The following is a 13,809-nucleotide window of genomic DNA, read 5'->3' as shown; positions in this document are numbered from 1 at the left end:
ACAAATAGAGGGGCGGCTACCAAGGACTGCGCCACTCCGGATAGCTATAGTAGCCGCTGGAAGTCAGTGCACACCTGATCGCACGAGGGCAACGCGGTTCGGAGCGTGCGCGGTTCGGAGCGTGCGCGGTTCGGAGCGTGCGCGGTTCGGAGCGAACGGAGTGAGCGAGAACCGCGGCAAAGCGAACGGGGAGCGCAAGCAACCCGTGAGCAAACGGAGTGAGCGAGAACCGCGGCAAAGCGAATAACGCGGGATCAACGATCTCACGGACCATGCGAACGGGCGCACAGCGCCCGTGAGCTGTGCGATCAGTGTGTAAACGGTTCCAGTTGTTACTAGACCAGTGATCACCCACTCAGCGATGGGGATTTTTTGATGATTTCGATGACCAATCAGTGACGCAGAAAAATAGTTTATGACCGCGGTCTCAAACAGAGGGACGTGTCTCCGGACGTTCGATGTGCAATCCCAGACGACGCGACGGCAATCCGGGAAATCGCCCGCGAGAGCTGGCACGCCGCCTACGACTCGATCCTCGGAGCCGAGATCGTTACGGAGACGATCGACCAGTGGTACGCACTCGAGGACCTCAGGGCGTCGATTACCGAGGCGTGTGCCCGTGAGGACGCCGTCTTCCTGGTCGCCGAGGAAGCGAACGAACCCGTCGGTTTCGCGCATGCCGGTCCCCACCGCGAGCTCCCATCGGTCGCGTCGCTGAACCGGATTTATGTCCGTCCTGACCGATGGGGCGAGGGGACCGGCACGTCGCTCCTCACGCGCATCCAAGACTCGCTCCGCGGGGAGTACGATCAGTTGTACCTTGCCGTCCTCGTGGACAACGAGGTGGCCGTCTCGTTCTACGAATCGGCCGGCTTCGAACGGGTCGGAACCCAGGATAGCGACCTGAAACAGGAGGTCGAGGAGTACGTCTACGAGAATTCACTCTGATCCGACTCGGATAGCGTTCTGTTCACCATACGTCGAAATGTTCTGGACAATCGAAGGGAAACTAACTAACCCGGTGAACAGAGATTTCGACGCATGCGCGATATCGAGCCCAGTGGAGTGATGGCGGACATTTCCTCGTGGAACTGGCTCCACTGGACGGGCCTGTTGCTGTCGATCTGTATTGCAGCGATAAACCTCTATATTGGCCAGATAGAGAGTCAATCGGCGTTTTTTGTCATCGGTGTCAGTTTTCTTCTCGGCGGTGCGTTATTTCTGACTCGATTTTGGGATCCGGTTCTGTACCTCCTTGGTGTTCTCCACGTCGGGGCCTTAGGCGTTCTCTGGCTTCTTGGTGGCATGCGGTTCCTCGCGTTCGGGATTGGTACCGGGATTCTCAGCGCCGGGCTTGCCGCGATTGCACTATATCTGTTTGCTGAGGAGATGAAATCCAACGCTCGATAAGCAGCTTCAGTCACCGCCACACCCGAATACAGGATCGGGTGAGTAGGCCAGTCGGTATGCTGACCTCATCCTCCGTATTCGGCAGTCGACACCGATCTGGTAGTGAGGATTTCGACGGGGACGGGCAGGGTTATGTTCCAAGTGAGCGAACGAGACGGACGAGCGTGTTCTCACAGCACGCGGTTATCGGAGCCGTCGATCCAACGACCGCCGCATTCGTCCTCGCAGCACTTCTCCTGGCCGGCGTCGTCACCGGTATCGCCGGCTTCGGCTTTGCCCTCGTCGGGACGATGGCACTGGCGACCGTCGTCGAGCCCTCGGTCGCGGTCGTGCTCATGGTCGTCCCGATTCTCGCGACGAACGTCTCACTACTGGGTGAACTCGACGCCGACGCTGTCCGCTCGTGCAGCCGGCGCTTCTAGCCCTACGTGCTGGCGACCCTCGTCGGCACGCTCGTCGGTATGGCCGCACTCGAGTCGATCCCGGCCGACCCGCTAACGATCGCGTTCGGGTTCGTCACGCTTGCGTACGTCGGGGCGACACAGCGGGCGATTCCGATCCCCGGACGCGCCGCGCTCGAAGATCGCTGTTTCGTCGAACGGCCAGGGATGATGGTCGGCCTCGGCGCCGTCTCGGGGATCGTCTTCGGCGCGACGAACGTCGGCGTACAGGTCGTCGCCTACGTCCGGAGTCGCGACCTCGAGGCCGGGCTGTTCGTCGGCGTCCTCGCACTCGTGTTCGTCGGTATCAACGTCGTTCGGGTGGGTGCGGCGGTGGCTTTCGGCCTGTATCCGTCCCTGGCGATCGGCGTGCTCTCGGTGGCGCTTGCGATCCCGGCTCTCGCTGGAGTCCGCGCTGCCCGACGCGTCCGGCCGCAGCTCTCGGAACGAATCCGGCAGCGAGGCGTGCTCGTACTCCTCGCACTCATCGGCGGTCGACTCGTCCTCGGCGGGTTCGGAATCGCCTGAACGACCCGGCGGTCGGCGACGATCCGACGACCGTGGTGCAGTTCCGTTGGCGTCCGCTGGCCGGGTGCTGGAGCGGGGTACGATCGGCACAACGGCTGTGCCGGGCCAGTCCGTAGAGAGACACATGCTCCGTCGGCTTCGGGAAAACGGCCCCATCGTGCTCGTTCCGCTCGCGTGGACGTTCGTCACCGCCGTCCACCTCGAGTTCGCGAGCGAGCACGCCCTGTTCGTCGCCCACCTGGTGATGGCAGTGATCATCGTCGGCTTTACCGGCCTCTCGTGGACGGCGATGGATCGCGGCGTCTTGCGTGCGTGGCGGCGCGTGCTGCTCGCCGGCCTCGTCGTCACCCTGGCCGGGGGTATCGGCTTTTTGATCCCGGTCGTGGCGACGCCACTCTTTGCGCTCAGTCTCGCTGGCTGGATGCTCATCCCGGCTGCGGGGCTTGCCTACACGAGTCAACACGTCGCCGAGACACCGCGGCGCTACCTCCTCGGGGCCGTCCTTAGCGTCCTCGGCTTGCTCGTCTACGCCAGTTCCTCGCTAGCCGGGAGCGATACCGGCGTGCTAGTCGCGGGACTCAGTCTCGTAAACGTCGGGCAGACGATTGGCATCGCGACCGCGGTCTTCCGGTACTGAGCACACTCGCTACGGCATCCCGCGAGCGCACACACGGCCAGTTTGAAAAAAGACCGCAAAAACGAGCCGAACGGGCCGCTCAGTTCTGCCCGTTCAGCGTGATGTAGTTGATGCCGATGATCCGGTCGTCTTCCTCGAGTTCCGCCTTCGCCTCGTCAGGGACCTGGCTGTCGACGTTGTACACCGTCAGCGCCTCGCCGCCGATGGTCTCGCGGGCGTTGAACATGCCGGCGATGTTAACGTCGTGTGTGCCCATCACGGAGCCGATGAGGCCGATGACGCCGGGTTCGTCGGTGTTGCGCGTGACGACCATCTTCCCGTGGGGGATGGCGTCGACGCGGTAGCCGTCGACGCGGACGATCCGCGGGTCGTCGCCCGCGAAGAGGGTGCCGTCGACCGTCACCGAATCGTCGTCGTTGCCGACGGTCACCGAGATCAGGCTCTGGAAGTCCGCGGCCTGCCGCGTTTTCGATTCCGTCACGTCGACGCCGCGGTCCTCCGCGATCTGCGGTGCGTTGACGGCGTTGACCTGCCACTCGAGCGGTTCGAAGACGCCCTTCAGCGCGCTGGCGGTGACGAACTCGACGTCCTCGTCGGCGATCTCCCCTTCGTAGGTGATCTCGATGTCCTCGATACGCCCCTCGAGGAGCTGGGCGGCGACCTTGCCGGCCGTCTCGGCGATGTCGATGTAGGGCTCGAGGCGGGGGAACGCGGCCTCGTCGATCGACGGGGCGTTCAGGGCGTTCGCGACGGGGTCTCCGACGAGTGCGGCGCTGACCTGCTCGGCCGTCGAGGTCGCGACGTTCTCCTGGGCGGCCTCGGTCGACGCGCCGAGGTGGGGCGTCACGATGATGTCCTCGTGCTCGAGCAGCGGCGAGTCCGCCGAGAGCGGTTCCTCGGCGAAGACGTCCAGCGCCGCGCCGGCGAGCGTGCCGTCTTCGACCTTGGCGGCGAGGGCGTCCTCCTGAATGATGCCGCCGCGGCCGACGTTGATGATGTAGCCGCCCTCGAGCAGGTCGAGTTCGTCCTCGCCGATCATCCCCTCCGTCTCGGGGGTCAGCGGCGTGTGGATCGTCAGAAAATCCGCGCGCTCGAGACACGGCTCGAAGTCGACGAGTTCGGCGCCGAGGCGGTCGGCGCGCTCCTCGGAGATGTAGGGGTCGAAGGCGACGATGTCCATCCCCAGCGAGTCGAGTTTCTTGGCGACCTCCTGGCCGACGCGGCCGAGGCCGACGACGCCCAGCGTCTTGTCGTCGAGTTCGGCACCGAGATACTCGCTTTTGGCCCACTCGCCGTTCTTCAGGCGGATGTGCGCCTGCGGGATCGAACGCGCGGCCGCGAACGTCATCGCGACGGTGTGTTCGGAGGCCGCGCGAACGTTTCCTTCGGGAGCGTTGGCGACGATCACACCCTCGTCCGTGGCAGCGTCGATATCGATGTTGTCGACGCCGATGCCGGCGCGGCCGACGATGACGAGTTCTTCGGCCGCCTCGAGGACCTCGTCGGTGACTTCGGTACCCGAGCGGACGATCAATCCGTGGGCGTCCGACACCGCCTCGAGGAGGGCCGCGCCCTCGAGTTCGTAGCCTGTCTCGACCTCGTGGCCGGCATCTCTGAGAACGTCCAGACCCGCATCAGCGATCGGATCCGTGACGAGTACCTTCATGCGCGAGACAATCGTGTGGAGCAGGTAAACCCTTCCGTTGTTGGGAGGCGTGGCAAAAATTGTCCGAAATGGGCTCACGGCCGGCGCGGGAGCGATCAGTAGTTGCTGGTGCCTTGCACCGTCGGACCGTCTCGAAAGATGCTAACCGACAGCTGTCGATCCTCGGGTGCGTCATCGTCCGCATAGCCGATGATCCAGCACGTGTAGACGGCTCGCGAGTCGAACTCGAACTCGAACGACAAGAGCAGGTCCGACGTCTCCGGATCGGTCGGTTGCACGTCCTCCGGTTCGGTCGGCGCTTCGATCGGATACTCGTCGTCCGGATAGCCGTCGTCTGACTCCGGCGGATAGGGGTCGGGTCCAGTCGGTGGTTCGGATGGATAGCCGTCGTCGGTATCACCGTCTGATTCCGGTGCCGAATCGTCCTCAGGGACCGGGTACACCTCGTCGATCGGTTCACCCTCGGTCGTCGAATCGGTATCGGTGACAGCATCATCGGTCTCGGCGGGACTCTCGCTCGAGGGGACGAGATCCACCGTGTAGGTCCCCGCGGAAAGGTCGATATACGGCGTTCCGTCACCGTACTGGATGGACTCAAAGAGGACCGTCTCGCCGTTGACGACGACGTCGACGGCCGGCGCATCCGGCGACAAGTGGACCAGTCCCACGTTCGATTGTCCCTGCTCCGGGAGTTGATACTCCGACGTGGCCTCGAATCGGCTACCCAGTTGTAGCGAACTCGTCTGATTGAGTCCGTAGAGCACGATCGTGTAGTAGCCGGGCTCGAGATCGAACTGGAGGTGGCCGAACCGCTCCGTCCCGCCGGCCTCGGCGATCGAAACGGAGTACGTACCGGCTCCGAGTTCGACGTAGTTGGTCACCTCGTCGTACCCGATACCCGCCGCGACGGGGTAGTCGTTGAGGTAGAAATCCACGGGCGGCGCGTCCGGCGAGAAGTGGGCGACACTGGCGAGCACACTGCCCGTCGACGGCTCCTGTCCCTGCTGCTGTCCGAACGCAGATCCGCTCACGACACTGATCGCGCCCATCGTACCGACCGACTTGAGTATCGCTCGTCGTGTGTGTGTCATAGCCGCTGCTCGGGACGATCCGACAGGAGAAAATCCAGCTCGATCGTTTCACCCCCGGGTCGAGATTACTCGAGCGTCATCGGCTGTTGCTCGAGAGAGTCAACCCCCCTCGCTCGACGAGCAACTGCCGGTCTCGTGGGAGGTCTCCTACCGGGAGACCCGTGCGATTTCGTCTCACGGGGGTGTGAGAAATCGGTCGATACCACCGAGTAATTAGCTGTGGATCGGGACGCTCCGTCTCGAAGGGTCTCTTCGGTCGCGACTCCCGGCACCGCCCGCTGAATCGTTCGTACGACCGTCTAGCAGGCGGTCACCCGACCCGACTAGCGACAGGCCAGCTTCCACAGCCCCGCCGGCACGAGCATGAGAAACGGCGCGTACACCAGCGCGTCGAGACGAGCGTCCACGGAGACGCCGGGGGCAACGAGAAACGCGGCAGCCGAGAGAACGATACCGACGGCGAGGAGGACGGCACCGGCCGCGAGCGGACGGTTGACCGGCTCGAGATCGGTCGTCGCGACCGGGAGTTCGAAGACGTGGACCAGCCGTTCGGGATCGGCGACCGGGCCGAGGCGGCGCTCGGTCTCCGTCGATCGAATTCCGGTGGTCACCCGGACCGTCCGCGTCCCGAGCAGTCGATCGGTTATCCGGTCGCCGACGACCGTCACGTCCCGAAGCCGGTAGATCGACGACGCCCACTGGGGCGCCTCCAGAACGCGGTCGTAGGCGACGATGTAGTCCCCGCGGCGCTGGTACTCGAGCGTGCCGTACTCGAGGTAGTGGGTGGCAACCCGAATCCCGAGCACGACGACCAACAGGTGGGCTGACGCGACGACGCCGAGCCAGAACAGCAATACCGAGCCCGACCACGCCGTGACCGCGAGCACGATGAAGAGCCACATGGTCCCGAAGAAGGGGACGAAGAAGGCGACGGTCCAAATGGAGAGCAGGGCACCCTCGAGCAGGAGGGCGTTCCGCGCGGGGCGAATCCGTTCGTCCGGCGGGGCCTCCGGGGCGCGAACCGGGTCCCGTGCGTCGGCCGATGCCGCCGGACCGGAGAACCATCCGACGAACCGAGCGACGAAGCGGTTGGTGGCACTCTCGGTGTCGGTGTCGTGGCTCGCTCGGAACGACGACCACTCGACGAGCAGCTTCAGACAGATGACGAGGCGAGGACGCCGGTCGACCCGAGCGCGGGAGCGAGAGGGATCAGGACGAACACCAGCACGAAGAGCTGTCGAGCGGGCGTCTCGACGACGGCGTACGGCGAGACGCGTTCGTACTCCCGGCGACCGAAGTACTGTCGTCTCGTCTCCACGAGTTGGCCGACGACGAGCGCGACGAGCCCGAACAGGACGTCCGGCCGCGTCAGTCCGGAACCGCTCTCGAAAGTCAGCGACAGGACGACGACGAGGAAGACGCCGTACAGCACGAGTCCGCCGGTCACGCCGAGCGCGAACGGAACGTTGCGTGGATAGATCGGCGGCAGGGAGTCGGTCACGCGAACGCTGCCGCGCTTGGCCGTCAGGCTCGCCTCAGAGACGGAGACGACGCCGTCGCGGTCCGTCGGCGGCGGCTGCTGGGCGAACAGCGCCTTCCCGCCGGCGAGCACCAGCGACAGCAGAATCTCGAGGCCGTAGACGAACACGAGCGTCGCCGGCTCCCAGCCGAGCCAGAGGACGCCGGCCAGCGGCAGGAGGTTCGCCAGAAGGATCGGACTGAAGTCGTCCGAATCGCTGCGTCGATCCGGGGGTCGCAGGGAGCGCATCGATACTCAGTGCTGTCGACTCGTTCTGGTCAGGTGACAATAAAGGATCTGGTCGTTCACGACGAAACCTGAACTGGTTTATCTGGGGCCGCACAACCCGCTGACGATGACAGTCGTCGCTTTCGACTTCGACGGAACGCTTTCCGACTCCGAGATGACCGTGCTGCTCGGCGACCGGTGTGGGGTCGCCGACGACATGGCCGAGATCACCGAGGCCTCGATGAACGACGAGATCGACTACGCCGAGAGCCTGCGCAAACGGGCCGCGCTGCTCGAGGGTCTCCCGGCCGAAGACGCCCAGGCCGCCTTCGACGAGGTCGAACTCCGCGAGGGCGCGGCGGACCTGATCGCCGAATTGAACGAGGCCGGCGTCACGACCGCGATTCTGACCGGCGGGTTCGAACGCGGCGTCGCGACCGCACTCGAGCGCGAGGGCGTCTCGGTCGACCACATCGTCTCGAACCGCCTGCCGATGAACGAGGACGAAACCGAACTGACGGGCGACGTAACGGGCTCGCTCATCGAGGGGACCAAAGACACTGCCCTCGAGAACCTCGCGAGCGACGTCGGGGCCGTCCTCGAGGACTGCGTCGCGATCGGTGACGGTGCGAACGACCTGCCGATGCTGAAGGTTGCGGGCCTCGCGATCGGCTTCGAGCCGAAACCGGCCGTCGAACCCCACTGCGACGTCGTCGTCACCTCGATGGCCGAAGCCCGCGAGGAACTGCTCGCAGACGGCGTGTTCGAGGAGCACTGACTCCGTCTAGCCTCTCGACGACGAGCGTGCGAGCGGGTAGTTGGGATATGCCAACAGGACGTTGATACCGCCGTCCCGCGTTGGGGTTCGTATGCGCGAATTCGCCTTTACGATCACCTACGAGCGGGGCGCGGACCACCTGATGGACGCCTTTATCGATCATCCGGGACTTTACGCGCGGACCGTTTCGTGTCACGCCACGTCGGAGACGATGTGGCGACTCGACGAGGTGACGGGGCCACGCGAAGCGCTTTCCGTCTACGACGATCGGTTGGCAAACCTCTCTCGGTGCTCGAGCGTGCGCGGGATGGGCGGCTGTCCGATCGACTGGACCTACGAAACCCTCTCCGAGCGGCCCACGCGTCGACTCATCTACTCCCGGCAATCGGAGGGCGACGGCTGCCGATCGGTCCCCTACCTCGCCGCGACACATCTCGAGGACGGCGTCCTCTGTCGGGCCGAACAGCACGGCCACGAGTACAAGTGGCGCATTCTCGCCGAAGACGACGCCGCCGTGCGTCCCATCTACGACGAACTCAACGAGCACCTGCGCGAGGGACTCAGCCTCGAGTTCGAACGCGTCAGCGGCGCACGCGAGTGGCCGGACGAGAACGCAACGCAGGCGGAGCTACCCTACAAACAGCGCGAAGCCCTCGAGTTGGCCGTCGAGTACGGCTACTACGACAGTCCGCGACGCCACTCGATACAGGAGATCGCCGAAATCGAGGCGATTCCGACCTCGACGCTGCAGTACCGCCTGACCCAGGCCGAATCCTGGCTCGCGACGACGTTCGTCTCGAGCGAGACGGGCGATCCGGTTGTCCAGGCGATGCAGTTGACGGCCGACGATTGAGTGCCGAGAGACTCGAACGATGGTCGGCCCCAAATCAATCAGTACAGGAGAGTACGAACGCCGTCCAAGCGAGCGCCAGCACGCCGTAGACTAGATCCCGGCCGTACACGGGCGGGACGAACGCGATCCAGAGCGCGCCGGCGGCGACGACGCCGAGTAGTTCTGCCACGAGCGGATATCCCCACAGCCGGGGGTGAGCGAGACCCTGTCCACTGTTGGTCGAATACCGCCAGAACAGCACGCCCGAGCCGATGCCCGCGGTCACGAGGACTGGCGTCACCCACGTGAGCGTCGGCACGACGATCCCGGACTGCGTCCCGCCGAACAGCAACACGGCGGAGAGGACAGCGAGGGCGAGCGCCTCGAGCGCGAATCGAACGGGAGACGAGCGGGCAGCGTAAACGGTCAGCGCCAATATATGTGAATTTCTTATCGTCTTTCTCATAGTCGTGTCGGTCGTCGGACCGCGCAGAATCCGACTACTCGAGGCATCTGTCACGCACCACCGACGAGTTGGAATATACCGAACGAAATTCCAACTCCGGTCGGGCGGTACTGTCGGGTGAGAACAACTATGCACGCAGACGACACCGAACCCGACTCGAGCGTCTCGCGACGGAACTACCTCGGACTCAGCGGCGGCGCACTGGCGGCGCTTTCCTTTGCCGGTATCGGCAGCGCACACGAAGGCAATCCCGGTCGCGGACGCAGTCGTGGAAAGGGACCGGGCCGCGGGAACGGACTCGAGAGCGGGTGCCTGCTGATCGAAAACGGCACGATCGTTACCGTCGACGAAGAGTACGGCGTCCTCGAGAACGCGAACCTGTTGGTCGAGGACGGCCGAATCGAGGAGATCGGCCACGATATCGACGCGCCGAACGCGGAGACTATCGACGCCAGCGACGCCATCGTCTTCCCCGGGTTCGTCAACTCGCACCTGCACGCGTGGCAGGCGGGCGTCCGCGGCGTCGCCGGCGACTGGTCGTTCATGGAGTATCTCGAGACGATGCTCGGCGAAATCAGCAGTCACTACACCCCCAACGACGCCTACCTCGGCAACCTCTTTGGCGCCCTCGAGCAACTGAACGCCGGGACCACGACGATTTTGGACTGGTTCCACATCGCCAACTCGCCGGGGCACACGAACCGCGCGATCGACGGCCTCGAGGACGCCGGGATTCGAGCCGTCTTTGCGCACGGACCGCCCGGGGACGACAGCGACACGTGGTGGGAAGAGAGCACGGAGCCACACCCGGACGACATCCGCCGACTGCACGACGAACGGTTCCCCGACGACGACGGCCTCCTCACGCTGGCGATGGGCATTCGCGGTCCCGACTACTCGACGGACGAGGTCGTCACCCAGGATATCGAACTCGCCCGGGAACTCGGGATTCCGGCGTCGATGCACATCGGCTCGCTCGGCCCCGGCGGCGTCGAGACGCTCGCGGAACTCGGCCTCCTCGGGGACGACCTGAATTACGTCCACGCCAACCGGCTCACCGACGAAGAGTTCGACCTGATCGGCGAGTCGGGCGGCTCGGTGTCGATCACGCCCGAAGTCGAGATGCAGATGGGGATGGGGATGCCGGCGCTCCGCGAGACCGTCGACGGCGGCGCGATTCCGTCGGTCGGCGTCGACATCGTCTCGAACGTCAGCGGCGACATGTTCACACAGACGCGCTTTGCCCTACAGACCCAGCGGGCGCTGGACAACCAGCCGACCGTCGAGGCCGGCGAACAGGTCATGGAGCTCTCGCTGACCGCCCGCGACGCCCTCGAGTTCGCGACGATCGAGGGCGCGCGCGCACTCGGCCTCGAAGCCGAGGTCGGCTCGCTGACGCCGGGGAAGCGAGCGGACGTCACCCTGATCCGGACGGACGATATCAACACGACGCCGGTCCACGATCCGGTCGAAACGCTCGTCTTCCAGGCGGGCGTCGCGAACGTCGATACGGTGCTCGTAGACGGCGACGTCGTCAAGCGGGGCGGAAAATTGGTCAACCCGACCGCCAGAAAACGACGAAAGCAGCTCGTCCGATCCGGACGGCGGATCCTCGAACGGAGTGGTACGAGAGAGTGGTAAGCCGCCGTTTCGAGCGGCCGTGATCGGTCCCGTCGGTTTCCCTCCGTTCGTTCCGCGAGTCACGATTCCGAGAACGTCTCTAAACCGCGAATAACCGGTTCAATTGCCGATTTCGAGACCGAGAACGTTATTAACTCGTCATCGAGTAACTGGTTCTATGATGTGGCAAGACCTAATCTTCATGATCGGCAGCGGCCTTTCGATCGTCTTTCTCGCGCCGACGCTGCGCGACGCGACGGCCCGCGTCCCGCTCGGCACGAGCCTCCCGTCGATGGGGATCGGCTTCGTCTACGGGGCGACGTTTTTCACCCTCGGCATGACCTTCTCCGCCGCCGGCTCGCTCGCGGCCGGGACGATGTGGGCCCTAATCGCGATGATTCGGTCGCCGACCGGGATGGGCATCTCGGCGCGGCTTTTCCGCCTCGAGAGTCCCGCCTTGCTCGCGGCCGATCTTCGGCGCTGGATCAACCAGCAGCGCGCCGAGCACTCACGAGCCGAACAGTTCGTCTCGTCCGACCACGGCTACTAACTGCGACTCACTGGGACAGGCAGTTCCGACGCCGGCTCATCGGCTACTACTGAGACACAACGGGTCCAACCGAGCCGCGGCTTCGAATACAATCATTCCGCGTGACTGTCTTACCAGAAGGGATAAGTGATCGACATGGGAGCTACACACACTATGTCAGATTCGAACATTGAAGCTGAGAGGAACGCGACGCGCGATGCGGACGTATCGGGCCAGGGACAGCCGACACAGCCTGCTGTCGACGAGGAGTCGATCACCGACCTGCTCACGAAGCCGCTCACGCAGGCGTACGTCAAGGCGATCGTCGCGCTCTACACGCTGCTGGGTGCCGGAATGGGGATGCTGGTTATCGTCGCCGGCATCGTCGATCAGGAGGTTTTCGATTACCCCGGCGATCGTGGGGTCCTCCTCGAGAACGGGTTCGAATTCCTCCCGGCCGTCGGGGCGCCGTTCATCGCCGCGGTCCTCGCCCTGTTCGTCGGTGGCTACCTCGCGGTCCGAATGCTCGCGGACGACCGACAGACGATGATCACGGCCGCCGCAGGCGTCGTTGTCGGAACGATCGTGCTCTGGCTCCTTGCTTCGATCCTCGCCGTATCACAGGTCGACCAGAGTCTCGAGATCGGCGGACTGCTCGTCAACAGTATCGTCCTCGGTCTCTTCGTCGGCGCGATCGCCGCGGGAACCGTCTACATCGTGCGCAACCTCGTTCCGGACGTCGACTCACCGGCCGTCTGATCCGCTGACTACCGAGTACCGGAGACGAGATCGAACGACGAACGGGCCGGTCGATCGGTACCGTCCATCCGGTGCTATTTTCGAGGCCGCGTCAGGCTCACTCCGAGAAGAGGCTCGTGTGAACCGGCGCGAACGATTCCGGCTCCTCGGGCTCCGACTCGGTGTCGGTGATCGTCCGTCCGGCGAGCCCGGCCTCGAGCAGCTCCGAGAGCGGCGGGCCGACCTTCTCGGGTTCGACGAGAAAGGCGTCGTGGCCGTGGTCGGACTCGACGACGTGGTGGGCGACGTCGACGTCCGCGGTTCGGCAGGCCTCGGCCAACGCTTCGGCCTGCTCGACGGTGAAGTGCCAGTCGCCGGTAAACGAGAGCAAGAGGAGTTCGCCCTCGAAAGCGGCCAGCGCGTCGGCGTCGGACTCGTACCCCGCCGAGAGGTCGAAGTCGTCCATCGCCCGCGTCATGTAGAGGTAGCTGTTCGCGTCGAATCGGTCGGTGAACTTGTCCGCCTGATAATCCAGATAGGACTCGACCTCCCGATACGGGAAGAAGGCGGCCGCGGGGTCCGGCGGCTCTTCTCGAACGGCCTCCCGGCCCGCCGAGCGCCGGCCGAATTTCCGGGACATCGAGGCCTTCGAGAGGTACATGATGTGGCCGATCTGGCGCGCTCGAGCCAGGCCGTCGTCGGGTCCCGGCCCGTCGTAGTAGTGGCCGCCGTTCCAGTTCGGATCGCTGGTGATCGCCCGGCGGGCGACCGTGTCGAGCGCGAGACACTGCGGGTCGAGTCTGGCCGCCGTGGCGACGCCGGCGGCGCGCTCGACATCGTCGGGGAACCGTCGCAGCCAGTCGAGGACGTTCATGCCGCCGACGCTGCCGCCGACGACCGCGTGGAGGCGACCGACGCCGAGTTCGTCCAGCAGTTGCCGTTGGGCGCGGCTCCAGTCACCCACCGTGACGGGCGGGAAGTCGGTTCCGTAGGGCTCGCCGGTTTCGGGGTTCTCGCTCGAGGGTCCCGTCGTGCCGTAACACGAACCCGGCGCGTTCGCACAGACGACGTAGTACTCGCTCGTGTCGATCGCTTTCCCGGGACCGACGACGTCACCCCACCAAGCGCGGGCCTGTCCCGCCGTGTCGCCGCCGGCGTCCGGCCGACGGGCGACGTGGGAACTGCCGGTCAGCGCGTGACAGACGAGCACCGCGTTGTCGCCCGTAAAGTCGCCGTAGGTTTCGTAGGCTACCTCGAGTGACGGAATCGTCTCCCCCGAGCAGAACTGGAACTCGCCGAGATCGGTAGTGTTCTTGGTCGTCATCGG

Annotated in this window: 14 protein-coding genes and 1 pseudogene; 9 read left to right on the top strand and 6 right to left on the bottom strand. The window is 64.9% G+C overall.

Features of this window, described 5'->3' with window-relative positions; translation table 11 throughout:
• Positions 1–441: 441 nt before the first annotated feature.
• The 4 genes and pseudogenes from ACSFC5_RS17655 to ACSFC5_RS17640 all read left to right on the top strand — a co-directional run bounded on the left by ACSFC5_RS17655 (position 442) and on the right by ACSFC5_RS17640 (position 3,015).
• Positions 442–948, top strand: coding sequence for a GNAT family N-acetyltransferase (locus tag ACSFC5_RS17655; RefSeq protein ID WP_440766559.1), 507 nt, complete (start codon positions 442–444; stop codon positions 946–948).
• Positions 949–1,041: 93 nt separating this feature from the next.
• Complete coding sequence (locus tag ACSFC5_RS17650; protein WP_440766558.1) at positions 1,042–1,410, top strand: hypothetical protein; 369 nt, start codon at positions 1,042–1,044, stop codon at positions 1,408–1,410.
• A 164-nt stretch (positions 1,411–1,574) separates the two neighbouring features.
• Positions 1,575–2,378: pseudogene (locus ACSFC5_RS17645) on the top strand (TSUP family transporter).
• Positions 2,379–2,502: 124 nt separating this feature from the next.
• Complete coding sequence (locus tag ACSFC5_RS17640) at positions 2,503–3,015, top strand: hypothetical protein (RefSeq protein WP_440766557.1); 513 nt, start codon at positions 2,503–2,505, stop codon at positions 3,013–3,015.
• 79 nt (positions 3,016–3,094) lie between these two features.
• Here the strand turns inward: ACSFC5_RS17640 and serA are convergent, their stop codons facing one another.
• From serA to ACSFC5_RS17620, 4 genes are all read right to left on the bottom strand, one after another.
• A complete protein-coding gene (gene serA, locus ACSFC5_RS17635) occupies positions 3,095–4,681 on the bottom strand; it encodes a phosphoglycerate dehydrogenase (protein WP_440766556.1) in 1,587 nt (528 codons plus the stop codon).
• Positions 4,682–4,776: 95 nt separating this feature from the next.
• Positions 4,777–5,772, bottom strand: coding sequence for a DUF4397 domain-containing protein (locus ACSFC5_RS17630; protein WP_440766555.1), 996 nt, complete (start codon positions 5,770–5,772; stop codon positions 4,777–4,779).
• A gap of 323 nt (positions 5,773–6,095) precedes the next feature.
• Entirely contained in the window at positions 6,096–6,674 is a 579-nt protein-coding gene (locus ACSFC5_RS17625) for a hypothetical protein (RefSeq protein ID WP_440766554.1), read from the bottom strand.
• 251 nt (positions 6,675–6,925) lie between these two features.
• Positions 6,926–7,540: a DUF6498-containing protein gene (locus ACSFC5_RS17620; protein WP_440766553.1), complete on the bottom strand. Its 615-nt coding sequence runs from the start codon at positions 7,538–7,540 to the stop codon at positions 6,926–6,928.
• A gap of 106 nt (positions 7,541–7,646) precedes the next feature.
• On the opposite strand from ACSFC5_RS17620, the gene serB reads away from it, so the two are divergent.
• Positions 7,647–8,297 (top strand): phosphoserine phosphatase SerB, encoded by a 651-nt coding sequence (serB, locus tag ACSFC5_RS17615; RefSeq protein ID WP_440766552.1) that lies wholly within the window; start codon positions 7,647–7,649, stop codon positions 8,295–8,297.
• A 91-nt stretch (positions 8,298–8,388) separates the two neighbouring features.
• Positions 8,389–9,150, top strand: coding sequence for a helix-turn-helix domain-containing protein (locus tag ACSFC5_RS17610; protein ID WP_440766551.1), 762 nt, complete (start codon positions 8,389–8,391; stop codon positions 9,148–9,150).
• 34 nt (positions 9,151–9,184) lie between these two features.
• Here ACSFC5_RS17610 and ACSFC5_RS17605 read toward each other — a convergent pair whose 3' ends face one another.
• The gene (locus tag ACSFC5_RS17605; RefSeq protein ID WP_440766550.1) at positions 9,185–9,565 is read right to left on the bottom strand and encodes a hypothetical protein; all 381 of its coding nucleotides are present in this window, start codon (positions 9,563–9,565) and stop codon (positions 9,185–9,187) included.
• Positions 9,566–9,724: 159 nt separating this feature from the next.
• On the opposite strand from ACSFC5_RS17605, the gene ACSFC5_RS17600 reads away from it, so the two are divergent.
• From ACSFC5_RS17600 to ACSFC5_RS17590, 3 genes are all read left to right on the top strand, one after another.
• Complete coding sequence (locus ACSFC5_RS17600; RefSeq protein ID WP_440766549.1) at positions 9,725–11,236, top strand: amidohydrolase family protein; 1,512 nt, start codon at positions 9,725–9,727, stop codon at positions 11,234–11,236.
• Positions 11,237–11,393: 157 nt separating this feature from the next.
• Positions 11,394–11,765: a hypothetical protein gene (locus tag ACSFC5_RS17595; protein WP_440766548.1), complete on the top strand. Its 372-nt coding sequence runs from the start codon at positions 11,394–11,396 to the stop codon at positions 11,763–11,765.
• Positions 11,766–11,918: 153 nt separating this feature from the next.
• Positions 11,919–12,503: a hypothetical protein gene (locus ACSFC5_RS17590; protein ID WP_440766547.1), complete on the top strand. Its 585-nt coding sequence runs from the start codon at positions 11,919–11,921 to the stop codon at positions 12,501–12,503.
• 97 nt (positions 12,504–12,600) lie between these two features.
• Here the strand turns inward: ACSFC5_RS17590 and metX are convergent, their stop codons facing one another.
• Entirely contained in the window at positions 12,601–13,806 is a 1,206-nt protein-coding gene (metX, locus tag ACSFC5_RS17585; RefSeq protein WP_440766546.1) for a homoserine O-acetyltransferase MetX, read from the bottom strand.
• Positions 13,807–13,809: the final 3 nt, after the last annotated feature.

The organism is Natronorubrum marinum, from assembly GCF_052040125.1.
Classification (GTDB): domain Archaea; phylum Halobacteriota; class Halobacteria; order Halobacteriales; family Natrialbaceae; genus Natronorubrum.
The sequence above is the reverse complement of the archived record's forward strand: the minus strand, read 5'-3'. Positions and strand labels throughout refer to the sequence as shown.

Coding starts and splice junctions, on each gene's coding strand:
- ACSFC5_RS17620 (WP_440766553.1), bottom strand. CDS start 7,540: ATGCGCTCCCTGCGACCCCCGGATCGACGCAGCGATTCGGACGACTTC.
- ACSFC5_RS17610 (WP_440766551.1), top strand. CDS start 8,389: ATGCGCGAATTCGCCTTTACGATCACCTACGAGCGGGGCGCGGACCAC.
- ACSFC5_RS17595 (WP_440766548.1), top strand. CDS start 11,394: ATGATGTGGCAAGACCTAATCTTCATGATCGGCAGCGGCCTTTCGATC.
- ACSFC5_RS17600 (WP_440766549.1), top strand. CDS start 9,725: ATGCACGCAGACGACACCGAACCCGACTCGAGCGTCTCGCGACGGAAC.
- ACSFC5_RS17650 (WP_440766558.1), top strand. CDS start 1,042: ATGCGCGATATCGAGCCCAGTGGAGTGATGGCGGACATTTCCTCGTGG.
- ACSFC5_RS17630 (WP_440766555.1), bottom strand. CDS start 5,772: ATGACACACACACGACGAGCGATACTCAAGTCGGTCGGTACGATGGGC.
- ACSFC5_RS17625 (WP_440766554.1), bottom strand. CDS start 6,674: ATGTGGCTCTTCATCGTGCTCGCGGTCACGGCGTGGTCGGGCTCGGTA.
- ACSFC5_RS17640 (WP_440766557.1), top strand. CDS start 2,503: ATGCTCCGTCGGCTTCGGGAAAACGGCCCCATCGTGCTCGTTCCGCTC.
- ACSFC5_RS17590 (WP_440766547.1), top strand. CDS start 11,919: ATGTCAGATTCGAACATTGAAGCTGAGAGGAACGCGACGCGCGATGCG.
- serA (WP_440766556.1), bottom strand. CDS start 4,681: ATGAAGGTACTCGTCACGGATCCGATCGCTGATGCGGGTCTGGACGTT.
- serB (WP_440766552.1), top strand. CDS start 7,647: ATGACAGTCGTCGCTTTCGACTTCGACGGAACGCTTTCCGACTCCGAG.
- metX (WP_440766546.1), bottom strand. CDS start 13,806: ATGACGACCAAGAACACTACCGATCTCGGCGAGTTCCAGTTCTGCTCG.